This window comes from Pseudoalteromonas sp. MB47, from assembly GCF_011319765.1.
GTDB lineage: Bacteria > Pseudomonadota > Gammaproteobacteria > Enterobacterales > Alteromonadaceae > Pseudoalteromonas > Pseudoalteromonas simplex.
The window spans coordinates 1-22,569 of record NZ_VFBD01000025.1; the positions used below are offsets into that span (position 1 = coordinate 1).

Genomic DNA, 22,569 nt, shown 5'->3' on the forward strand with positions numbered 1-22,569 from the left:
GGAAACGATCCTTCACACACCAGGACACCTTCCTCTTGATCGGATCGACGTATGGTTTCAGGACGAAGCACGATTTGGCCAGCAAAATCCGACTACGCGCATTTGGGCTGAAACAGGCACTCGGCCACGGATTGTAAAACAACAGCAATTTGACTATGGATACTTATTTGGCGCGGTATGTCCAGCGACAGGCCAAACAGAAGCGTTAGTAAGTCCATTTGTAAATAAAGAAGCGATGACGCAGCACATGCGCCAGATATCACACGCGACACCTGCTGGAAGACATGCTGTCGTGATCATAGATGGCGCAGGCTGGCACACATACGATACAGCTGCAGAATTTAAAAACCTAACGCTTATAAAGCTTCCACCTTATTCACCAGAGCTAAATCCAATAGAGCAAGTATGGAGCTGGATACGACAGCATTGTTTATCCAATAGAGTGTTTTCGGGCTATGACGAAATTGTCGATGAAGTTTCAAAGGCATGGAATCACTTTATTTCAATCCCGGATCGAGTGAAGAAAATGTGCAATCGGGAATGGATTAAATTGATTTAATCTTTATGCGGAATGGTATTACCACGCTGTTGGGTTCCGCTGCGCTCTCCCCAACCTACACCAGAACTTAAAACTTTACTCTTTCAACTTTCCCCTCGCTAACTATACTCTCGTAACTCACGAACTCGCTCAGCTACCGTTCATTAAATTAACTTTGCTTTGTTTATGGCTTTGATTTAGGATCAAATCAGTTTAAAAGCAAGAACTAATGGCCTGTGTCTAGATTACTTATTTGTTTATTATTATTTTTTTCGAGTGCTTCAACCTTTGCTGTTGAGGTGACTAATTTATATCAAGATACTCTTAAAGTTGCAGACAAATCACGTGATGCTCGTTTGGCAGCAAGCCGTGAAGCGCTGCTAAATGTGTTGGTGAAAGTAAGTGGGGAGACAAGCGCAGATCAAAACCCGGTTGCTAAACAACGCACCCGCGACATTTCCGATTACATGCTCAAATTTGAATATGACGAAAAAGCAGATGGCAGTTTAAATCTAGTTGTTAAGTTCGAAGCCAATAAGATTAATGCATTAATCAAAGATCTTGGCTTGCCACTTTGGGGGACACGTCGTCCTTTGGTGGCGATCTGGCTAGGCATTGAAGATAACTGGCGCCGTGAATTGGTTACTCAAGAATCATACCCACAGCTTGAACAGCTTATATACGACAAAGCAAGTCGTCGTGGTTTACCTGTGGTTGTGCCACTACTTGATTTACAAGATCGCGCTATTGTTGGGATACCAGAAGTGTGGGGTAATTTCTCTGAGCCTGTAGAGCGAGCTTCAAGCCGTTATAGTGCTGAGCGCAGTATTACTGCAAGAATGTATCAACAAGCTGATTCAGAAACCTGGATCCTTGATTGGCGTTTCACTAATGCTGAATTATTCGATACTAATCGTTTGATGGGTGATAAGCAGCAAATTGTTGCAGATATGATTGATAGTTTAGCAGGTGGCTTAGCAGCAGAATACGCAATAGATCCAACGATGATTGGCCAACTTGCTACAGCAACTTTCTATCTTAAAGGTATCAATAACTTTGTTGATATTGAATTTGCTAAACGCCGTTTAGAGAGCTTAAGTGTTGTTACTCGTGCCGTAATATCTGTGCGTACACCTGATAGCGTTCAATTTACTGTTAATCACACTGGCAGCATGAATGATTTTAGAAAAGCGTTAGAACTTGATAGTGCCTTTAAAGCGTATCAGGACCCGCGTGATTTCTATCAAGTAGTCAATAAAGGTGAGCTTGAATATCAGTGGCAGGGGCTTTAATCGCAGTGCAAGAACCAATGCAAATGGCATTACCTGTTACTTTGCCTGATGATGAAACATTTACTTCTTATTTTGGTGGCGAAAACTCGCTTGAAGTGAGTCACCTTAAAGATGCGTTCACAAAGCTTAGTAACAAATTTCAATATACTTATTTATGCGGTTTGGGCGATTCAGGTAAATCGCACCTGTTGTATGCGACCTGTATTCACGCTCAAGAGCGCGGTTTGTCAACCATGTTACTTTCGATGCGTGAAGTGATTGACTACGGCCCTGTGGTACTTGAAGGTCTCGAAAACCTTGACGTGTTATGTATTGATGACGTGCACTTGGTAGCAGGCAACGATGCATGGGAGAAAGGATTATTTAACTTTTTCAATCGCTTTAATGAGCCGGGCAAATACCTTGTGGTCACAGCTGATTTATTACCTGACATGCTACATATCAACCTACCGGATTTAGTTTCGCGTTTGAAGTGGGGCACAACGTTACAAATTCGTTCAATGAGCGATGATGACAAAGCCGAAGCGCTCGTACGCCGTGCTCACATGCGTGGCCTTGAATTGACGGATGAATGCGCGCGCTTTTTATTAACGCGATTAAGCCGTGATATGCGTGCATTATTAGACGTTTTAGATAAACTTGACCACGCCTCAATGGCTGCACAAAGAAAATTAACAATTCCTTTTATAAAATCAACGTTAAAGCTTTAGTAGGGCTAGAATCTAGTCCTTGCTTTCAGTTATCATTAGCTATTACAAAAATCCTTCTGTGAAAGACCAGGTACTCAATGAACTTAGAAAATATTTTAGCGCAAGCACTTGAGGCAGTTGCCAGTGCGAATGAAATCGCGCAACTAGAAGATATCAGGGTTAATTACCTTGGTAAAAAAGGTGAAATCACCAGCTTACTTAAAACGCTAGGCAAGATTGCCCCTGAAGAGCGTAAAGAAGCGGGTCAAGTGATTAACCAAGCAAAACAAGAAGTACAAACAGCCATTAACGAAAAGCGTGAGTTACTAGCAAGTAAGGCTCTTGAAGAGAAGCTAGCGGCAGAAACGATCGACGTAACTTTACCGGGTCGTGTTATGCCAACAGGTGGCTTACACCCAGTAACTCGTACTATTGAACGTATTGAAAGCTTTTTTGGTGAGTTAGGTTTTGCGGTTAAATCAGGTCCTGAAGTTGAAGATGATTTTCATAACTTCGATGCGCTAAATATTCCTGAGCACCACCCAGCGCGTGCTGATCACGATACTTTCTATTTCAACCCTAAGCTTGTATTACGTACACAAACAAGTGGTGTACAAATCCGTACCATGGAAACTGAGCAGCCACCACTGCGCATCATTTCTCCAGGTCGTGTTTATCGTAACGATTACGACCAAACACACACGCCAATGTTCCACCAAGTGGAAGGCTTAATGGTTGATACAGATGTAAGCTTCACTGAGTTAAAAGGTATTCTGCACGACTTCTTACGTAACTTCTTTGAAGAAGATATGGAAATTCGTTTCCGTCCTTCTTACTTCCCATTTACCGAGCCATCAGCTGAGGTTGATGTTATGGGTAAAAACGGCAAGTGGTTAGAGGTATTAGGCTGTGGCATGGTTCACCCTAACGTTCTTAAATCAGTGGGTATTGATCCAGAAAAATACACAGGCTTTGCATTCGGTATGGGTGTTGAGCGCTTGACGATGTTGCGTTACGGCGTAAACGACTTACGTGCATTTTTCGAAAACGATTTAAAATTCCTAAACCAGTTCCGTTAAGAGTGAAGATATAAAATGAAATTTAGTGAAAAGTGGTTAAGAGAGTGGGTTAACCCAGCAATCGACACACAGGCTCTTTCGGAACAGTTATCAATGGCTGGTCTTGAAGTTGACGGTGTTGAGCCTGCAGCAGCTGAGTTCACAGGCGTTGTTGTTGGTGAAGTGGTTGAGTGTGGTCAACACCCAGACGCTGATAAGTTACGTGTAACTAAAGTAAACGTAGGTGGTGATGAGCTACTTGATATCGTGTGTGGTGCACCTAACTGTCGTCAAGGTTTAAAAGTCGCTGTTGCGACTGTTGGCGCTGTATTACCAGGCGACTTCAAAATCAAAAAAGCCAAACTTCGTGGTCAACCTTCACACGGTATGCTGTGCGCATTCGTTGAGTTAGGTATCAGCGAAGAAGGTGATGGCATCATGGAATTACCAAGTGATGCACCAATCGGTACTGATTTACGTGAGTACTTAAGCCTAGACGACAACATTATTGATGTTGACTTAACACCTAACCGTGGTGATTGCCTAGGTATCAAAGGCCTAGCGCGTGAAGTGGGTGTACTTAACAGTGTTGATGTAAACACACTTGAAATCGCAGCAGTTGCTGCAACGATTGATGACAAAGTATCGATTGAGCTTGTGAATGATGATGCGTGTCCTCGTTATTTAGGTCGTGTGATCAAAGGTATTAACCTTGATGCAGAAACACCACTTTGGATGGTAGAAAAACTTCGTCGCAGTGGTATTCGCTCAATTGACCCTGTTGTTGATGTAACAAATTACGTGTTATTAGAGCTAGGCCACCCAATGCACGCATTTGATTTAAATGCAATTGAAGGTGGTATTAAAGTACGTAGCGCGAATGCAGGCGAAGAGTTAGTTCTGTTAGATGGCAACACTGCAAAACTAAACGAGTCTACGCTTGTGATTGCTGATCACAATAAAGCGCTTGCTATTGCAGGTATTTTTGGTGGTGAAAACTCAGGTGTAACTGAAGCAACTTCAGATATTTTATTAGAAAGTGCATTCTTTAACCCTGTCGCTATTGCGGGTCAAGCACGTAGCTACGGTTTACACACAGATGCGTCACACCGTTACGAGCGTGGTGTCGATTTTGCACTGCAAAAAGATGCGATGGAACGAGCGACAGCATTACTTCTTGAAATTGTTGGCGGTGAAGCAGGTCCAGTTGTTGAAGCAGTTGCAACTGACAAATTACCAAAAGTAACAGAAGTGCGTTTACGTCGTGAGCGTTTAGACCGTGTAATTGGCCACCACATTGATGATGCAAAAGTAACTGACATCCTAACGCGTTTAGGTTTAGACGTTAAAGTTGTTGATGGTGTATGGAGTGCTGACGTACCTAGCTATCGCTTTGATATTCGTATCGAAGAAGATTTAATTGAAGAAGTTGCGCGTGTATACGGCTATAACAGCATTCCTAACGTTGCACCAACTGCTAAATTAAAAATGACTAACCATGACGAGTCGCATGTTGCGGTAACTAAATTCCGCAATACGCTTGTAACACGTGGTTACCAAGAAGCAATTACTTACAGCTTCGTTGATCCAAAAGCACAAGCAATTTTACACCCGCAAAGTGATGCGCTTGTATTGCCACACCCAATTTCGGTTGAAATGTCAGCAATGCGCGTGAGCTTAATGCCAGGTCTATTAGCGTCGCTAGTTTACAATCAAAACCGCCAGCAACCACGCGTCCGTTTATTTGAGCACGGCTTAAAATTCTTACGTGACGAAAATGCTGAAAACGGCGTAAACCAAGTTGCTGTTATCGGTGGTGTAATCTCTGGTCTTGCGCACGGTGAACATTGGGTTCAAGAAAAGCGTAGCGTTGATTTCTATGACTTAAAAGGTGATGTTGAAGCACTTTTAGCTATTAGTAACGATTCGTCACGTTTTGAGATAAAAGCAGAGCAGTCTGATGGCTTACACCCAGGCCAATCAGCGGTTATTTATGTTGATGGTAAGAAAGTAGGTTTCTTTGGTGCAGTGCACCCACAAGCGCAAAAGTCACTAGATATCAACAACACAGCATTTGTGTTTGAAATCGAAATGTCTGCACTAGAAAAAAGAAAATTACCAGAAGCCGTGGCAGTGTCGAAATTCCCGTCAAACCGCCGTGATATCGCGATTTTAGTGGAAGATCACGTAAAATCTGGCGATATTTTAAATGTCATAGAAAAAGTTGGCGGAAATCAATTGGTTGACCTAAACTTATTCGATGTGTATAAGGGCAAAGGTATTGAGCCAAATTATAAGAGTTTGGCGATTGCTCTAACACTGCAAGCGGTTGATAGAACGCTCGAAGAGAAAGATATCAATCAAGTAGTTGATAATGTGGTGGCCGCACTGGCCGAACAATTTAACGCATCGTTGAGGGACTAGATATGGCGCTTACTAAAGCCGACATAGCTGAACACCTATTTGAAAAACTCGGGATCAATAAAAAAGATGCCAAAGATTTAGTTGAAGCGTTTTTTGAAGAAATCCGCTCAGCGCTAGAAAAAGGCGAGCAGGTTAAGCTCTCTGGATTTGGTAACTTTGATCTTCGAGATAAGAAAGAACGTCCAGGCCGCAATCCGAAAACAGGTGAAGATATTCCTATTTCGGCGCGCCGAGTTGTGACTTTTAGACCAGGTCAAAAGCTAAAAACTCGTGTAGAAGTTGGCACAAGCAAAGCAAAATAAGAAAAGGCAGCGTTAGCTGCCTTTTTTATTTGTCTGAGCACTGCACATTAGCGAGTTGGAATTATCAAAACCCGCGTGGTGATACGAAGCTTCCTTCTTGGATACTGTCGTAGGTTTTTTGTGCTAAATCATCTAAGCTGTCTAGGCTTTTGCCTGCGGCAGCAAGTTGATTTTCGATAGGTAAAATATCGACATCTTCATACCCTGATAATTGTGCTACACGTGCAAACGTGTAGGCATGCTTATACTTTTCGTGTTTGTAGAATAAGCTCACAAGAGTAGGGTAGATCTCAGGGTTGGGTGTTTCACCTGCTTGATTTAGCTCTAGCGTTTTGTAGAGCAAATCAATGGTTTTTTCATCATCAAACTTCACGTAGTAGCTAGCTAAGAAAAACTGCATTTCGGCATCTTCAGTCACCCGTTTATCTTGTTTTTCTTCCAAGGCGAGTAATTTAGTTAACGCAGATTGGTCATTATTACGTGACCAATGGTAATACAACAAGCCTGGGTGGTCTGTGTTTTTGGTATCTTGAAAAATACGTGTCATTTCTTTGATGCTTGTTAAATGACCTTCAACACGAGACGTAGTTTTTTCTTTTAGTTTTATATGCTCAATCTTGGCGGCAAGCGACACACATTGATCGTATTTCTCAAAGTCTTTTAATAATTGGTATTTGTTTTCGTCTGTTGGCGACTTATATTCAACATAACGTTGAATGATGACCTCGGCACGTTGCTCTTTACAGTGACTGTCTTTATTTAAATCACTGCAGAAGCCAGGTGTTTCGTCGCACACTTTCGCTAGTGTAAGCGGATCTTCACAGCCTGCTAATGCCAATAAACCAAGCAACACGCTTGCTCTTAATAACATTCCTTAACCTCTACTTAATTTGTACTACTTTATTCTAGCGCAATGATTTGTTCTGTAACAGTGGAGAATCGTTCGAGTTTAAATTAGAATACCCCTGCCTGAGATGTGTTGCTCTCAAATCACAACACATTTTTTAAGGCTATCCGTTCAAAATTGTTTAATTAGGTAAAAAAAATGACCTCATCTCACGAGTTAGAATACACAAGCAGCTGGCAAGAACGTCAAGATTACGCAGAAAGTATGCAACCTATTATTGGTAGACTTTACCGTAATCGTGGTATCGAAATCGCTGTATATGGCCGTCCTCTCGTTAATGCCAGTACAATCGATATCATCAAAGCACACAAAACAGTTGCTCAGTTTGAAGGTACAAAACTACGTTTACGTGAAAGCTTCCCTTTCTTAGAAGCAATTAGCAAAATGGACTTAAACTCAGCACGTATCGATATTGGTAAACTAGCGTATGGTTATTTGTTTAACGATGCTGCTAAAGGTCGCTCAGTTGAAGAGTACTTAACTGACGAATTAGCAGAAATCGCAAACTCAGAGCGTAAAGAACCACGTGATGTTGTGTTATACGGTTTCGGTCGTATCGGTCGTTTATTAGCGCGTCTTTTAATCGAGAAGTCAGGTCCTTATGCAGACCTACGTTTACGTGCAATCGTTGTACGTGGTGGTAAAGATGGTGACCTAGAAAAGCGTGCAAGCTTACTTCGTCGTGATTCTATCCACGGTCCATTCAATGGCTCAATTACAATTGACAAAGAGCGCAATGCAATTAAAGCTAACGGTAGCTACATCCAAGTTATCTATGCTAACTCACCAAGCGAAGTTGATTACACAGCTTACGGCATTGAGAATGCGCTTATTGTTGATAACACAGGTATTTGGAAAGACGAAGCAGGCCTTGGTCAGCACTTAGAAGCGAAAGGCGCAGCTAAAGTATTATTAACTGCACCAGCTAAAGGTAACATCAAGAACATCGTGTACGGTGTTAACAACCAAGATATCAAACCTGAAGATAAAATTGTCTGTGCAGCAAGCTGTACGACCAATGCTATTACGCCAACGTTAAAAGCGCTTAACGATAAGTTTGGTATCAAAAATGGTCACGTTGAAACTGTTCACTCGTACACCAATGACCAAAACTTAATTGATAACTACCACAAAGCTGAGCGTCGTGGCCGTGCTGCTGCACTTAACATGGTTATCACTTCAACAGGTGCTGCAAAAGCGGTTTCTAAAGCTTTACCTGAGCTTGAAGGTAAACTAACTGGTAACGCTATCCGTGTTCCTACGCCAAACGTATCAATGGCTATCTTGAACTTAAACCTTGAAAAAGGTACAACTGTTGAAGAACTAAATGCGTTCTTACGTGAAACAGCACTTCATTCAGACCTTCGTGATCAAATCGATTACACAGCGTCTACTGAAATCGTATCGACTGACTTAGTAGGAAGCCGTTACGCAGGTGTTGTTGATTCACAAGCGACAATCGTAGATGACAACCGCGTTGTACTTTACGTTTGGTACGATAACGAGTTCGGTTATAGCTGTCAGGTAGTACGTTGTATGCGTGATATGGCTGAAGTAACTTTCCCAAGCTTACCTCGCTAATACCTAAGTTATAAAGAATCTAGAAGCCAGCATTATGCTGGCTTTTTTAGTCGTGAAAGTTTTTGCAAATTTTCAGCATGTGATAGGCTGTTAAGGGTCTACACCATATTACTAACAAAACGTTCTAACTACAGAGCGTTGACTTAATTCTGAACTAACAAGCGAATAGCTAAGAATTATTTTTAACCAATAGGTTTATAGAATGAAAATCACCAGCAATTTTGACAGTGGTAATATCAAGGTTATTGAAGCCGTTGATCCACTGAATATTCAATTAGAAATCAATAAAGACAATCAGTCTGATTTTTTCCAGTGGTTTCACTTTCGTCTTGAAACAACTGCGTTTCAAAACCATAAATTATACATTAATAACCTAGAGAACTCAGCATACCCTGATGGCTGGGAAGGTTACCATGCGGTTGCATCATACGACCGTCAAACTTGGTTCCGTGTCCCATCTGAGTACGCAAACGGCACACTATCATTTGAAGTAGAGCCTGAGTGCGGCAGCATGTACTTTGCTTACTTTGCGCCATACAGCTATGACCGTCACTTAGATTTACTAGCATGGGCACAAAGCCAACATGCCTGTGAATTAGAAACATTAGGCGAAACCCTTGATGGCCGTGACATGAGTGTTTTACGTGTGGGTATTCCTAGCAGTGAGAAGAAAAAAATCTGGATCACGGCGCGCCAGCACCCAGGCGAAACTATGGCTGAGTGGTACGTTGAAGGTTTACTTCATAAATTACTTGATGATGAAGACCCACATGCAGCGGCACTATTATCTAAAGCGGTATTCTACATCGTGCCAAATATGAACCCAGATGGCAGTGTGCGTGGTCACCTACGTACTAACGCTAAAGGCGTTAACTTGAACCGTGAATGGCAAACACCGAGCATGGAAAATAGCCCTGAAGTTTTCTTAGTGCTTAACAAAATGCGAGAAACTGGCCTTGATATGCACTTAGATATTCATGGTGACGAAGCAATTCCTTATAACTTTGTTGCGGGTAGTGAAGGTATCCCGGGCTACGATGATCGCTTAAAAGAGTTAGAAGATAGCTTTAAAGCTGCGCTTTTAACTGTGACGCCTGAGTTCCAAGACGAACATGGTTATCCAAAAGATGAGCCGGGCCAGGCTAACTTAACTGTCGGTTCTTCTGCTGTCGCGCATGAATTTAATGCATTAGCGTACACGGTAGAGATGCCATTTAAAGATAACGATGATTTACCAGATCCAGATTATGGCTGGTCAGATCGTCGCTCGTATCAATTTGGTCAAGATACGTTAGCGGCTATTGTTAACGTGGTTGATAAATTAAGATAACGACCCTTACGGGCATCAGCAAAACTGATGCCCGTAATTGTATCTGATACCAATTTGCAAAAATACTTAATTAAACAAATTGGTATGAAAGTTAAAAAAGCAGCGGTGCAGAGCAGGATGCATCGAATGTTAATTTAGTAGGTACATTTATCATATTGAAAATTAACTGTTAACAAACTTGGTTGGTTTAAGTTAATATCCAATATATTCAGCTGTGAAGTAACAAAATTTCATTTTTATTTCTCACAGTTATCGAGTCGCGCATTCTCACAAGCTCACGCTGAGTATCGTAACTAACAATAAAAAATATAATCATAGAGGATATCCATGGAAGCTTTAGTAAGCGCCGTTAACGACATAATTTGGAGTGATGCACTCATTTATTTATGTCTAGGCGCAGGTCTGTTTTATTCCGTTTTAACCCGATTCGCACAAGTTAGACATTTTAAAGAAATGTGTAAATTATTACTTAGCTCTAATAATTCAGATACGGGTATTTCTTCGTTTCAAGCGCTAGCGGTTTCGTTATCAGGCCGTGTAGGTGTAGGTAATATTGCCGGGGTTGCTGCAGCAATCGGCTTTGGTGGTCCGGGTGCGATTTTCTGGATGTGGATAGTTGCGTTTCTTGGTGCAAGTACTGCGTATGCCGAGTCAACACTTGGTCAGATTTATAAATCAGAAGAAGACGGTCAATACCGCGGTGGCCCAGCATATTACTTCGACCGCTGCTTACAGCAAAAGTGGTTAGCCGTATTATTTGCAGTATCGGCGATTATTGCTTGTGGTGTATTCCTTCCGGGCGTTCAAGCGAATGCGGTAGGTAATGCATTCACACAAGTTTTTGGTGAAGGCACATTGGTTAGCACCAGCTTTGGTGAAGTAGGTAGCTTTAAGTTGGTTGCTCTTGCAATCATCTTAATTGTGCTTGCATTTATCATCTTTGGTGGCATTAAGCGTATCGCAAACTTCACACAAATTGTGGTGCCATTTATGGCGCTAGGTTACATCGTGTTAGCGTTAATCGTGGTGTTCTTAAACCTAGATAAAGTGCCAGGTATCTTCTCAATGATCTTATCTGATGCATTCACCGCGCAAGCAGGCTTTGGTGCTGCTATTGGTTGGGGTGTTAAACGTGGTATTTACTCAAACGAAGCAGGGCAAGGTACGGGTCCGCATGCAGCATCAGCTGCCGAGGTAGATCACCCAGCTCAACAAGGCTTAGTGCAAGCATTTTCTGTTTATGTTGATACCATTTTTGTTTGTACAGCAACTGCGTTAATGATTCTAATCACTAAACAATACAACATTGTGGGTGAGTTACCTGCAGGTCAATTCATTGTGCAAAACGTTGATGCTGCAACTGAAGTAGGCTCTGCTGCTTTTACACAAATGGCATTATTTAGCGTATTTGGTGGCTTTGGTGAAGCATTCGTTGGTATTGCTTTATTCTTCTTCGCATTTACTACAATTCTTGCTTATTACTATATTGCTGAAACGAACGTTGCTTATTTAAACCGTTATTTCAAAGGCAATATTCCGTTGGTTGTTGTGAAGTTTGTCATCATGTTTATGGTGGCTTACGGTATGGTAAACAACTCAGGTTACATCTGGAATATTGGTGACATTGGCGTAGGCTTAATGGCCTGGATCAATATTGTGGGTATTTTGGCTATTTTCTTTGTCGCAAAACCTGCACTTAACTGTTTACGTGATTACGAAGATCAAAAGAAAGCCGGTGGTGAAATCACTTTTGATCCAGTTAAATTAGGCATTAAAAATGCGACTTTCTGGGAAAAGCGTCTAGCTGAAAAGGCGAAACAGAAACAATAAATCGTTTTTTTGAGTTTTTACGGTGAATTTAGTTGTGCAGGTTTTCGAATCTTCATAAATGAATGAAATTCAAAAAAGACATCGACTCATAAAACAAGTACAATAAAGGGCGCCTAAAGGCGCCTTTTTTATGCGTAGTATGGAGAAAGATATGGCGATTATTAGTTGCCCGCAGTGTGCAAAATCAATATCTGACAAACATAAGCAATGCCCGCATTGTGAATGCCAAGTCACCGATCTAAGCAATGAGCAATTGCAGCAAATGCAAAAAGAAACGCGCATTCGTAGACAACAAAAGTTTATGAATCAGTCTTTCCTCGCACTGATTTTATTTTTAGGGGGCTTTTTCTGTTATTACTTTATGCACCCCGAAGCAAAGTCTCTTGAGTGGTATGCCTATACATCGGCAATGGCAGTAGGTTTTGTGTGGTATCTTGTAAGCCGCATCTATTTAGTTGTTTTAAAAAAGAAAAAGTAACATGAATATTGATCACATCGTTAAAAATATCACCCCAGAAGTATTTGAACGTCTTCAGTATGGTGCCTCTACGGGTAAGTGGCCAGACGGCACTCCTTTGACTGAGGAGCAAAAACAACAAACCGTTCAACTCGTGATGCTTTATCAGGCTAAAGTTTCGCAAAGCAATGAGCAGTTTACCATTGGCGCAAATGGTGAAATGGTGCAAAAGAGCAAAGCTCAATTGCAAAAAGAATTCGCATCAGAAAATGAAATAGCTAGGTTTAGTGAAAATGATCTTTAAACACCTGTTTACTCCAAAATGGAAGCACCCTAAAAACCAAGTGCGTTTAGCTGCGGTTGAACGTCTTGATACAGAGCGTGACCTTAGCATCTTAAATAGCATTGCCCTTGAAGACAGCTCAGCTGAAATCCGCAAAAAAGCATTAAACAAAGTGAACGATATCGTTTTATGGTGGCAAGCATACAAGCAAGACCAAGCACTGAAAGACCTTGCTGAGCAGCATATCAATCAAGCGGTTTTAAATACCGACAGCCAACTAGATGCAAATATCAAAAATGAGTTTATTGAGCGTTACGCACCTGTCAAAACTCTTGAGAAACTCGCCTTTGCAGAAAAAGAACTTCAAGTTCGTGTTAAGTTATTAAAGCGTTTAGCAAACCCAAGCTTAATTGATAAAGCTTTTAAAGAAGGCCGTGAAGAGCTGCAATTGCAACTTGTTGAGCTTGTGATTAATCATCAACTTGCTAAATCACTATTAAAGCATGCAAAAGGTGAGGCGCATACCCAACTGGCGACTCATCTTGACAATGAACGCTTAGCGATAGAAATGCCTGCCAAAGTAGAAGCTGATACACGTGTGGTATTAGCAAAGCTTAATGCGCTTCGTGATAAAAATGACTTTCAGTTAGTGTCGATGCAACATGCTGAGTTATTACAGCAGTGGCAAGCTATCGAACTAAAATGGCTGAGCGATGAGCAAGTAAGCACGCTTGATAAAAAATATTCAGCGATTACGCAAAAGCTTGAATCGCATATTGCAGTTTTAAGTAAAGAGCATGAAGCAGCGCAGCAAGCGTTAGCTGAGCAACAACGTCAGGTATTAGCACTTGCAAGCCTTGAAGCAATTGGCGAAGAAATTGAAAATGCATTGCAATTAGGCTTAGAAACGCCAGAGCAAATTCAGCAAGATTGGCTCGAGGCAAAAGTTGCAGAGGCAAAAGATGCCTTAGTAGAGGCGAACTTACCTGAAAGTAAACATGTTAGTGATGTAAAACAGCATTTAGCAACTTTATTTAAGCAAGTTGAACAGTTACCGCAACTAGTTAGCGCGATTGCTGAGTTTAAAGAGGCATTTGATCAATTAAATATCGTTGCGACAACTGAAGATGAAAGCGAGTTTGACGGCTTAAAGCAGCAGTTTGAGCAACAGCAAAAACTAGCACGTAAAAAGCTGGCAAGTATTCCTAGTCGTTTACAAGGTCGCTTTAAAGCAAATTTAGCTGAAACAATAAACAGCTGGCAGCAAGCGATGGCACCGCTGACGAATAAGTTTGAGAAAAATCAACAAACAGCTAAGCGTAAAGCTCGTGATGTAAAACGCTTAATTGAGCAAGGTCGCTTTAATGTTGCCTTTGGTGTGTTTAAAGGTTTTGAAGAGCTATACGCAACACTTACAGACTATTACAAACAGCCATTAAATAGCCTTAAAGCTGATTTAGAAGCCCAACTAGCAGAAGCAAAAGATTGGCAAAAATACGCATCGGCACCAAAGCGTGATGCGCTACTCGTTGAAGTAAATGAACTTGTTGCAACCGAGTGTACTGACCCTAAACAACGTGCAGAGCATGTTAAACAGTTACGTCGTCGTTGGAATGAGTTAGGGCGTTTAGATACTGATGCAGAAAAGCAACAAGGCGAGTTATTCGATCAACAAATTGAATTACTGTTTGCGCCTTGTCGTGAGTATTTCGCAGAGCAAGAGCAACAACGTGAACAAGCTAAAGCACAGCGCGTTGAAATAATCTCGCAAATGCAGCAGTTAACAGAGCTTGATAGCTCTTCTGATGAGTTTGATTGGAAGCAGTTTGAAAGCAAGTTCAACCGTACCGCAAAAGCGTGGCGTTCTGCAGGTAACGTCGATCCTAAAACATACCGTGAACTACAAGCGCAATTCAAAGCTGCACAATCACAAGTTCAAACTCAACTTGCTGCATTTCATAAAGCAAACGCTGATCAAAAAGCAGCACTTGTTGAGCAAGCAACACAGTTATCACAAAGTGATGATTTAGCTGCTGCGTGCCAAGAGCTAAAAGCGCTTCAACAAACTTGGCAGACTATTGGCTTTGCTGGAATGAAAGCTGAAAACACCTTATGGCAGCAATTCAGACGAGTTAATGACGAGACTTTTGCTAAGCGCAGTGCTGAGTTTGAACAGCAAAAGCAAGTACAGCAACAAAATGACGAAGTTGCCGCACAGCAGTTAAGTGAGCTTGAGTCTGCACTTGAGACCGTGATGCATCTTGCACAGCTTAAAGATTTAACAGTGAAGCTAGCAGAGCTTGAATACTCAAAAGCGTTATCCGCACGCGTGACTCAGTTAGAGGCAGCGATTAGTGCAAAATCAGCGCTAATTAGTAAGCAAGCAGAGCAGTCTAAATTAACGGCTTTATTTGCTGCTCTTGAAAGCAACAGCGAACTGCCTTCGCAGTTTCAAGCTTCATTAACAACTAAGCTAAACGCTGCGCAGCTGTTAACTCGTATCGAAATTCTGGCAGGCGTAGAATCGGCTGATAGTCAGTTACGTATGACAGAGCAAGTTGCGATGTTAGATGATAAACACCGTGGCGAACAGGCAGATGTTTATTATTACTTAAAGCAATTACTTGCAGTCAGTGAGGGTTCAGTTTCAGCTGACACACTAGCAAGGCTTAAAGCAATATTTGCAATTTAACGAATAAAACCGCTTTTTAAAGCGGTTTTTTTCCGTGTGTTTTTGAGGAAAACAATGAGAATTTTATTACTACTTACCTGTTTATTTTTAGGGGCATGTAAAACGACAGATCAAGGGATGTCTGTTTACTCGTTTACCAACTCTGAAATTGAAGCAGCCCTTGCTAATCAATTACCAAAACTAAGTGAACAGATTAAGCTGATGGGCTTACCCGTTGATTTTGCGGTAAACGACCTGAGTGTCAATGTTGGCCCAGATAAACGTGATGTGGTGGTTTTAGGGGCCGATTCTAGTGCCGTCATCAAAGCGTTTGCGCTTAAGTATCCAGTACGCTTAAAGCTACAAATCGAAGGTAGCCCATTTTATGACAGCGAGAAAAAAGCGGTCTTTTTACGTAATGTAAAACTGGTTGATACAACAATCGACACCGCGGGTTTCAAGGGCAGCTTAAACTTATTAGATGATCAGGCAATGCAAGTGATTAACGGCTTTTTAGCGGTTAATCCTGTCTATAAGTTAAATATGAACGACCCTAAAGTTGCACTATTGAGCAAATTACCATTAGATATGAAAGTATCTCAGGGCGAAATTATCTTAGTGCCTACACTGTAAACCCATACGATATATTAAAGCGGCTTCTAGTCGCTTTTTTTATGATTGCTTGTTAAGCATGTTCAACCTTGTCATAATTGCTCGTGATATTTCGCGAATTGAGTGATTACTATGATCAAGGAATTTTTAAACGACCCCACGTTATTGCTAAACGCCGTTGGCGAGGGAATTTATGGCTTCGATTTATCGGGTAATGCAGTTTTTGTAAACCCTGCTGCGGAGCGCATGACAGGCTGGAAAGCAGACGAACTCCTTGGTAAAAAAATACATCAATATCATCACCATACTCGTAAAGATGGCTCGCCATATCCCGCAGATGAATGCCAAATATATTGCACCATGTTCGATGGCAAACACCGTCATGTAAACGATGAAGTATTCTGGCGTAAAGATGGTAGTTATTTTGCTGTTGAATATACATCAACACCAGTGTACAAAAACGGTGCCCTGATTGGGGCAGTCGCGATTTTTCGCGATGTATCCAAACAACAGCAAACAGAAGCGGCGTTGCGTGATGCCTTAGCACAAGTTCAGCACCTATCTGAGCAGCTTCAAGCTGAAAATGCTTACCTTATTTCAGAGTTAAATGAAGATTGGCAAGATTCTGGTTTAGTCGGCCAAAGCCATTCATTTCAAAGTATGCTTGAGCAAATTACTTTGGTAAGCCAAACCAATAGTACGGTTTTGATTTTAGGTGAAAACGGCACGGGTAAAGAGCTGGTGGCACGAAACCTTCACCGCTTGAGCAATCGTGCGGAGCAACCTTTCATAAAAGTGAACTGTGCGGCGTTTTCAGCCAACTTAATTGAGTCTGAGTTATTTGGTCATGAGAAAGGGGCGTTTACTGGCGCTAATGAACGCAGAAAAGGGCGTTTTGAACTGGCTGATAAAGGCACTTTATTTTTAGATGAAGTGGCAGAGCTGCCATTAGAGGCGCAAAGTAAATTACTGCGGGTACTACAAGAGCAAGAGTTTGAGCGCGTCGGGGGCAGTCAAACTTTAAAAGTCGATATCCGAGTGTTAGCTGCAACAAATCGTAACTTGTGGCAAATGGTTGAGCAGGGCAGCTTTCGAATGGACTTGTATTATCGCTTAAATGTGTTTCCTATTCGAGTGCCTGCGCTTCGTGAACGCAAGGAAGATATTCCACTCCTCGCAGCAAATATTATAACGCAGTTAAACAAGCGCTTAGGTAAACAGTTAAAAGGGCTAAGCAAAGCAACACTCACCAAACTGGCGAATTATGATTGGCCAGGCAATATTCGTGAGCTACAAAATATCCTTGAACGTGAAGCAATTCTGTCTAAGCAAGCTGTATTACAGCTTTCAGCACCTTTGAGTAACGAGCAATCAAATGAGCAGGTGGTTTCTCTTGATGCTGTTCAAAAGCAGCATATTTGTGAGGTGCTAAAACGCTGTAACGGGCAAATATCAGGTGAAAATGGTGCTGCAACCTTGCTGGGACTTCCCGAAAGTACCCTTAGATCAAAAATGAAAAAGCTAGCGATAAAGCGTTAGTTCGTGATATATCGCGATCATTCGCGATATATCGTGCTTTTGAGCGTTCAAATATAAATTTAATCATTTAATATCAATAACTTATTTTTAATTTTTCTTGGCCTGATTGTTGCTCTGTCAGGTTATTACCGACACAAAAGTAAGTAGCAAAATGAAATTTGATATTAAAGAGCAAGACTTAATCATCAAGCCCTACAACCAAGAAGGGCCAATTTATATTCGTGAGCAAAAGGGGTATTTCCAACGTATCCGCCGTTACTTAGGCTGGGTGCTGATGCTGACGTTCATCGCCATTCCGTGGATCCCCTATGATGGCCGCCAAGCCGTATTACTCGATGTAGCCAGCCAAAAATTTACCCTGTTTGATTTAACGCTGTTACCACAAGATTTTATGATCTTAGCTATGTTATTTATGACAGGGGCGTTTGCATTGTTTTTCGTCACTAATTGGTTAGGGCGTGTTTGGTGTGGTTACACTTGTCCTCAAACAATTTGGATGCTGATGTTTACTTGGATCGAACACAAAGTTGAAGGTAACCGTAATCAGCGTATTAAACTTGATAAAGCTGAATGGTCAGTGAGTAAATGGCAAAAGAAAATTACTAAGCATGCAGCTTGGCTGGTGATCTCATTGCTTACATCTATGTCATTTATGGCTTATTTCATCCCCGCTAAGTCTCTATACATGAGCTTATTTACCCTAGAAATGTCTGGTATCGTCAGCTTTTGGGTATTCTTGTTCGCGTTTTGTACCTATGGTAATGCGGGATTCTTACGTGAAAAAATGTGTACAGTGGCGTGCCCATATTCACGTTTTCAATCTGTGATGTTTGATAAAGACACGTTAGTTGTTACCTACGATCAAGCGCGAGGGGAGTCTCGTGGTGCGCGTAAGCGTAAAGCCGACCCTAAAGAATTAGGCTTAGGTGACTGCGTAGACTGTAACCTATGTGTTGAAGTATGCCCAGCGGGTATCGATATTCGTAATGGCTTGCAGTATGAATGCATAAACTGTGGCTTATGTATCGATGCATGTGATAGCACTATGGAAAAATTCAACTATCAAAAAGGACTGATCAAATACGCCTCAGAAAAACAAATGGAAGGCAAAACGACCAACCCATTTAGATTAAAACTGCTTGGCTATGGTGGTTTAACGGCGCTGTTTGTCGTTGGCATGGTTGTGTGGATGGCAATGCGAACACCTATTGAGGCCTCTGTCATTCGTGACCGTAATTCCCTGTATCGTGTTAATTTTGAAGGTTTAGTAGAAAACCCATATACCTTATCAATTATCAACAAAACACAGCATAGCTTGAGCTATTCAATCGGTATCAGTGGTATTGCAGAAGCAAGCTTACAGGTGCCTGAAAAGATAACTGTTGAAGCAGGTCAGATGAAACGTGTGCCTGTCACTGTGGTTGCTGATGGCTACGAGTTAAAGTCAAAAGTAACGCCTATTAGTTTTCACATTCAAGCATTAGAAGATGCTGATATCGCAATAACTAAAGAAACTAAGTTTTACCGAGATTAACCTCAATCACGGCTCTAGAAACGAAAATGGCTTGTTTTTAACAAGCCATTTCTGCAAATTCGAGCTGCTTTAGCACATAAGCTTTAGCGCTGTCTAAATCATCAAATAAACAGTCCATTATTTGAATTGGAGATTGTGCTTGTGCAATGATGCGTTTCATTTGATTAAGCACAATAGACGAGCTAAACATATAAGCGGTTGCTATACAGTTAGTGCCTTGCAGGGCACGGAATAATTGAGTAAAACCACGTTCTGCATCAGGGGTGGTAGCAAGTAAATGGGTAGAATGACTAATATACGCCCACGGCTTTCCAGCGAAAGCAGTAATATGCTTTTTTAAATTGATTGCAAAGTCATTGACTAAACGAGCGTTAATATTGCCAGAAAACTGCCCAATAACAATTGGACCTTCAGTAATAATCCTGACACTGCCATAGTGATTCTTAAATTCCAATTTGCTTCCTTTTGAACTTAAAAAGAGCGCGAATTTTATACAATTCTATGTATGTGTCTAGTTATTTAGTATACAAATTTCAAAAAACATAACTTTTTCATTAATTTTATTTTTATGTGAATACTATCTAATTATTTTGCATTGGAGTGAATAAATAATCCACTCCCTTTTTAAAGTATAGCTAACTATTTGTTAACAATGTAATTTAGAGCACCGGTAATTGAGGCTACTTGTGCATCAATACAAATGTCATCATTTGCTTGTGGACTATCAGGGTAAACCTCTGTTGTTGTGACATATTCTGCATCGGTTAAGCCCATACATAACCCCAGTTTTTTCGCTTGGTAATTAATTACACCAAATTGAGTTTGTGGTACGCCAATCAATTGGTTATTCTCATCACTTGGTGCGATGTGGGTTACTTTCTCAACTGATTTTATAATCGCTGTTTGAAATGCATCATGCGGACGCTCACTATCAGCGACAAGATAAAAGCCATCTGGGATATTCCAGTTATCGTGGGTCGTTGCATCACGTGCTGCTAGAGCAGGGCGAAACTCACTATTATCAGTGTCTGTCGTTTCATGTAGGTCAATATGCACATAAGGTGCAATAGTGTTATCTGCTAAATATTGCATAATTGCTGCAGACTCTTCAGCGGGGCTATCTGCATAGAAAGAGCGATTTGGATCCGTGGCATTTGGATTCCAGCGGTTAATCGTTTCATATCCCCAAGGGCTGATACACGGAGCCACTAAAATATTAAAATCAGCAAAGTAGTCTTTGGCACTTCTCTTAGCAAACGCTAAAGCACCATGCACGCCACTTGTTTCATAACCATGAACACCACCGGTAACCAGCACAACAGGTTTATCAGCTTGCCATTGTTTGCTCTTTAAAATGTAAAGAGGGTATTTGTCGCTGTCGTAACTTAATGCGCCATATTGCTCAATATTGAAATCGCTTGTTAAAGAGTCTAGTTGCGATACAACATCATCTAAATAGCTACGCTTTACTGACTGTAATTCAAACCATGCTTTCTTATCTTCTTTGTTCCACGGCTTACCAGGGGTTCCTATAGGGTAACTCATAAAATACCTTGTTGTGACTTGCTGCAAAACGCCAAGCTTATCTAAGCTGTTAAGCTGCTGCAACTAGATAAGCTCAGTAGTAAAGTTACCTTGCTCGTACAGCTTTGCATGATGGTGCTTATGGGTCTCAAATAAGTAATTACGAAGTGCATCTTCACCTTGGCACACTTTCACTATTTTTCCGGCAATTCCTTTGCTGGTCGTTCTTATTGGCTTTACGCTAAGAATAACCTGTTCTTCACTCGGTAAATTAAATGCCAACAGTATTTCTTTATTGAGAATAGGAGTTTGACGCTTTGGCTTGAGTAACACGCCTGTGCTTGATAAAGACAATATTTGAAATTGTTCGGTGTGTATTTCGAGATCAGGCGTACGCCAGCTGCGCTCAATGCCTTTGGTGTCTATTACTTCTGGTGCGCTAAGTACAGGGATCAGCTGACCATTCTCGTCCTTGGTAAATTCAAGCGGAAACCACAATTGATAAATCCCCACTTCAGCAAGCAGTGTCAGTTTGGCATTGGTAAGTAAGCCGTTTAATTTATCAGGCAAATTGAGCCTAATAGACATTTTTGTGTCGGTTGGATCGCTATCAGTCCGTTCTGCCTCGAATAAACGGTTGAAAAAAGTGAGTTCTTGTTCGGATAAATGTGCCATATAAAGCTCCTTTTAAAGCACGCTTAGTTATATGTATCATAAATTGTTCAAATTATGCACGTATAAAGAGCATTAATTGTGCCAGCAGCTTTGTGATTTATTTTGCAACGTATTTCACTTACACTGATAAAAAAACTAACAAGGATTTTATTTTGTCGAGCCTGACTGGTGTAAATAAAAGTTTAGTGATATTTGCTGCTTTAGTCGTTGTTTTAGCTGGTATTAAAGCTGCAAGTGTGATTGTTATCCCATTTGTATTGGCAGCCTTTATTGCCATTATTTGTAATCCCTTAATTCGTTTCTTTGCCAAATACGGTATCCCTAAAGGCATTGCTGTTGTATTTGTGATGTTGATGATTGTCGGTGTAGGGATAAGCCTTGCCGGGTTGGTTGGGCAATCGATGACCGATTTCTCTGAAAAGCTGCCTGAGTACAAAGCACAACTAAAAGAAGAATTTGTCTGGGTGGTCAATGTTGCAGCGAGTTATAACATCCTGATTGATAAAGAGCAGATTATTTCTTTATTCGATCCGGGCAAAATGATTGATGTTGCAACCAACATGCTCACAGGCCTCGGTGGCGTGATGGCTAACTTGTTTTTGATCATCCTAACCGTGGTGTTCATGTTGTTTGAAGGACCTATGCTGAGTAAAAAAGTGCATTTAGCACTGGACGATCCTGAAATGAAAATGCAGCAGGTTGATCGCTTTTTAGATTCAATTAATTCTTATCTGGCTATTAAAACGCTGGTTAGCTTAGGCACAGGTATGCTTGCAGGCTTTATGCTGTGGGCACTTGATGTTGATTACTTTGTACTTTGGGGTGTAGTGGCGTTCATGCTTAATTACATTCCAAACATAGGCTCTATCATTGCTGCCGTGCCTCCTGTGTTACTTGCTTTGATAACTCAAGGCCCACTGGTTGCAGGGTTTATTGCTGGCGGATATTTGGTTATTAACACCGTCATGGGTAACATTGTTGAACCGCGCTTTATGGGTAAAGGGTTGGGTTTATCGACGCTGGTGGTGTTTTTATCGTTAATATTCTGGGGCTGGCTGATGGGGACCGTGGGCATGTTGTTGTCAGTCCCATTAACCATGATAGTTAAAATAGCCTTAGAGACTAGTCAAGAAGGGCGATGGTTAGCTACCTTGCTTGGCAATGGCGAAGAGCTAAAACTTGAAGAGTAATACCAATCCGCAATAATACTTAATCATTTTGAGGGATTAAACCTGTCGCTATCTGCGTTAAAAATTTCTGATTTAGAACAACTAAATAACGAAATTTTTGCCTTGCTATCAACGAGGTTTTCTTGCCTCAAAA

20 protein-coding genes are annotated in these 22,569 nt (G+C 41.2%); 16 read left to right on the forward strand and 4 right to left on the reverse strand.

Translation table 11 applies throughout. From position 1 onward, the window contains the following. From IMPJCBKJ_RS13350 to ihfA, 6 genes are all read left to right on the forward strand, one after another. The coding region (locus tag IMPJCBKJ_RS13350) for an IS630 family transposase (protein WP_166340672.1) at positions 1–559 on the forward strand (559 nt) is incomplete at its 5' end. A gap of 215 nt (positions 560–774) precedes the next feature. Further along, entirely contained in the window at positions 775–1,830 is a 1,056-nt protein-coding gene (locus tag IMPJCBKJ_RS13355; protein ID WP_166340673.1) for a DUF2066 domain-containing protein, read from the forward strand. After that, a complete protein-coding gene (hda, locus tag IMPJCBKJ_RS13360; RefSeq protein ID WP_171038282.1) occupies positions 1,830–2,540 on the forward strand; it encodes a DnaA regulatory inactivator Hda in 711 nt (236 codons plus the stop codon). The genes IMPJCBKJ_RS13355 and hda overlap by 1 nt, the downstream gene beginning before the upstream one ends. A gap of 77 nt (positions 2,541–2,617) precedes the next feature. Further along, positions 2,618–3,598 (forward strand): phenylalanine--tRNA ligase subunit alpha, encoded by a 981-nt coding sequence (gene pheS, locus IMPJCBKJ_RS13365; RefSeq protein ID WP_054552893.1) that lies wholly within the window; start codon positions 2,618–2,620, stop codon positions 3,596–3,598. Positions 3,599–3,613: 15 nt separating this feature from the next. Next, the gene (gene pheT / locus IMPJCBKJ_RS13370) at positions 3,614–6,001 is read left to right on the forward strand and encodes a phenylalanine--tRNA ligase subunit beta (protein ID WP_166340674.1); all 2,388 of its coding nucleotides are present in this window, start codon (positions 3,614–3,616) and stop codon (positions 5,999–6,001) included. A gap of 2 nt (positions 6,002–6,003) precedes the next feature. Further along, on the forward strand, positions 6,004–6,303 hold the full coding sequence (ihfA, locus tag IMPJCBKJ_RS13375) for an integration host factor subunit alpha (protein WP_002960690.1): 300 nt from the start codon (positions 6,004–6,006) through the stop codon (positions 6,301–6,303). Positions 6,304–6,367: 64 nt separating this feature from the next. Here the strand turns inward: ihfA and IMPJCBKJ_RS13380 are convergent, their stop codons facing one another. Then, complete coding sequence (locus IMPJCBKJ_RS13380) at positions 6,368–7,174, reverse strand: DUF2989 domain-containing protein (protein ID WP_166340675.1); 807 nt, start codon at positions 7,172–7,174, stop codon at positions 6,368–6,370. Between the two features lie 174 nt (positions 7,175–7,348). Here IMPJCBKJ_RS13380 and IMPJCBKJ_RS13385 point away from each other — a divergent pair, with 174 nt between their 5' ends. The 9 genes from IMPJCBKJ_RS13385 to ccoG all read left to right on the forward strand — a co-directional run bounded on the left by IMPJCBKJ_RS13385 (position 7,349) and on the right by ccoG (position 19,047). After that, positions 7,349–8,791, forward strand: coding sequence for a glyceraldehyde-3-phosphate dehydrogenase (locus IMPJCBKJ_RS13385; RefSeq protein ID WP_054552896.1), 1,443 nt, complete (start codon positions 7,349–7,351; stop codon positions 8,789–8,791). A gap of 202 nt (positions 8,792–8,993) precedes the next feature. Further along, complete coding sequence (locus IMPJCBKJ_RS13390) at positions 8,994–10,121, forward strand: M14-type cytosolic carboxypeptidase (protein ID WP_166340676.1); 1,128 nt, start codon at positions 8,994–8,996, stop codon at positions 10,119–10,121. Between the two features lie 327 nt (positions 10,122–10,448). Then, positions 10,449–11,951 carry an alanine/glycine:cation symporter family protein gene (locus IMPJCBKJ_RS13395; protein WP_054552898.1) on the forward strand — a complete coding sequence of 501 codons (1,503 nt, stop codon included), beginning with the start codon at positions 10,449–10,451 and terminating at the stop codon, positions 11,949–11,951. A 151-nt stretch (positions 11,952–12,102) separates the two neighbouring features. Next, entirely contained in the window at positions 12,103–12,429 is a 327-nt protein-coding gene (locus IMPJCBKJ_RS13400) for a hypothetical protein (RefSeq protein ID WP_054553080.1), read from the forward strand. Position 12,430: 1 nt separating this feature from the next. Continuing rightward, positions 12,431–12,712, forward strand: coding sequence for a DUF1315 family protein (locus tag IMPJCBKJ_RS13405; RefSeq protein WP_054552899.1), 282 nt, complete (start codon positions 12,431–12,433; stop codon positions 12,710–12,712). Continuing rightward, a complete protein-coding gene (locus tag IMPJCBKJ_RS13410; protein ID WP_166340677.1) occupies positions 12,702–15,383 on the forward strand; it encodes a DUF349 domain-containing protein in 2,682 nt (893 codons plus the stop codon). Before IMPJCBKJ_RS13405 ends, IMPJCBKJ_RS13410 begins: the two co-directional genes overlap by 11 nt. A 54-nt stretch (positions 15,384–15,437) precedes the next feature. Beyond that, positions 15,438–15,995 (forward strand): DUF1439 domain-containing protein, encoded by a 558-nt coding sequence (locus IMPJCBKJ_RS13415; protein WP_166340678.1) that lies wholly within the window; start codon positions 15,438–15,440, stop codon positions 15,993–15,995. Positions 15,996–16,106: 111 nt separating this feature from the next. Beyond that, positions 16,107–17,513, forward strand: coding sequence for a sigma 54-interacting transcriptional regulator (locus tag IMPJCBKJ_RS13420; protein ID WP_166340679.1), 1,407 nt, complete (start codon positions 16,107–16,109; stop codon positions 17,511–17,513). Positions 17,514–17,664: 151 nt separating this feature from the next. After that, the gene (ccoG, locus tag IMPJCBKJ_RS13425; protein ID WP_166340680.1) at positions 17,665–19,047 is read left to right on the forward strand and encodes a cytochrome c oxidase accessory protein CcoG; all 1,383 of its coding nucleotides are present in this window, start codon (positions 17,665–17,667) and stop codon (positions 19,045–19,047) included. Positions 19,048–19,084: 37 nt separating this feature from the next. On the opposite strand, the gene IMPJCBKJ_RS13430 is transcribed toward ccoG, so the two are convergent. The 3 genes from IMPJCBKJ_RS13430 to IMPJCBKJ_RS13440 form a co-directional block, all read right to left on the reverse strand. After that, entirely contained in the window at positions 19,085–19,501 is a 417-nt protein-coding gene (locus IMPJCBKJ_RS13430; RefSeq protein ID WP_054552903.1) for a hypothetical protein, read from the reverse strand. A 185-nt stretch (positions 19,502–19,686) separates the two neighbouring features. After that, positions 19,687–20,592: a M14 family metallocarboxypeptidase gene (locus IMPJCBKJ_RS13435; protein ID WP_166340681.1), complete on the reverse strand. Its 906-nt coding sequence runs from the start codon at positions 20,590–20,592 to the stop codon at positions 19,687–19,689. A 63-nt stretch (positions 20,593–20,655) separates the two neighbouring features. Continuing rightward, complete coding sequence (locus IMPJCBKJ_RS13440) at positions 20,656–21,246, reverse strand: hypothetical protein (protein ID WP_166340682.1); 591 nt, start codon at positions 21,244–21,246, stop codon at positions 20,656–20,658. 152 nt (positions 21,247–21,398) lie between these two features. On the opposite strand from IMPJCBKJ_RS13440, the gene IMPJCBKJ_RS13445 reads away from it, so the two are divergent. Next, positions 21,399–22,436, forward strand: a complete 1,038-nt coding sequence (locus tag IMPJCBKJ_RS13445) for an AI-2E family transporter (protein ID WP_054553083.1) — start codon at positions 21,399–21,401, stop codon at positions 22,434–22,436. Positions 22,437–22,569 lie beyond the last annotated feature (133 nt).

Bases quoted from the DNA above. Each gene is read 5' to 3' on its own strand.
- IMPJCBKJ_RS13395 (WP_054552898.1), top strand. From the start codon at position 10,449: ATGGAAGCTTTAGTAAGCGCCGTTAACGACATAATTTGGAGTGATGCA.
- IMPJCBKJ_RS13435 (WP_166340681.1), bottom strand. From the start codon at position 20,592: ATGAGTTACCCTATAGGAACCCCTGGTAAGCCGTGGAACAAAGAAGAT.
- ccoG (WP_166340680.1), top strand. From the start codon at position 17,665: ATGAAATTTGATATTAAAGAGCAAGACTTAATCATCAAGCCCTACAAC.
- IMPJCBKJ_RS13410 (WP_166340677.1), top strand. From the start codon at position 12,702: ATGATCTTTAAACACCTGTTTACTCCAAAATGGAAGCACCCTAAAAAC.
- IMPJCBKJ_RS13420 (WP_166340679.1), top strand. From the start codon at position 16,107: ATGATCAAGGAATTTTTAAACGACCCCACGTTATTGCTAAACGCCGTT.
- IMPJCBKJ_RS13390 (WP_166340676.1), top strand. From the start codon at position 8,994: ATGAAAATCACCAGCAATTTTGACAGTGGTAATATCAAGGTTATTGAA.
- IMPJCBKJ_RS13415 (WP_166340678.1), top strand. From the start codon at position 15,438: ATGAGAATTTTATTACTACTTACCTGTTTATTTTTAGGGGCATGTAAA.
- pheT (WP_166340674.1), top strand. From the start codon at position 3,614: ATGAAATTTAGTGAAAAGTGGTTAAGAGAGTGGGTTAACCCAGCAATC.
- IMPJCBKJ_RS13380 (WP_166340675.1), bottom strand. From the start codon at position 7,174: ATGTTATTAAGAGCAAGCGTGTTGCTTGGTTTATTGGCATTAGCAGGC.
- IMPJCBKJ_RS13400 (WP_054553080.1), top strand. From the start codon at position 12,103: ATGGCGATTATTAGTTGCCCGCAGTGTGCAAAATCAATATCTGACAAA.
- ihfA (WP_002960690.1), top strand. From the start codon at position 6,004: ATGGCGCTTACTAAAGCCGACATAGCTGAACACCTATTTGAAAAACTC.
- pheS (WP_054552893.1), top strand. From the start codon at position 2,618: ATGAACTTAGAAAATATTTTAGCGCAAGCACTTGAGGCAGTTGCCAGT.
- IMPJCBKJ_RS13405 (WP_054552899.1), top strand. From the start codon at position 12,431: ATGAATATTGATCACATCGTTAAAAATATCACCCCAGAAGTATTTGAA.
- IMPJCBKJ_RS13440 (WP_166340682.1), bottom strand. From the start codon at position 21,246: ATGGCACATTTATCCGAACAAGAACTCACTTTTTTCAACCGTTTATTC.
- IMPJCBKJ_RS13385 (WP_054552896.1), top strand. From the start codon at position 7,349: ATGACCTCATCTCACGAGTTAGAATACACAAGCAGCTGGCAAGAACGT.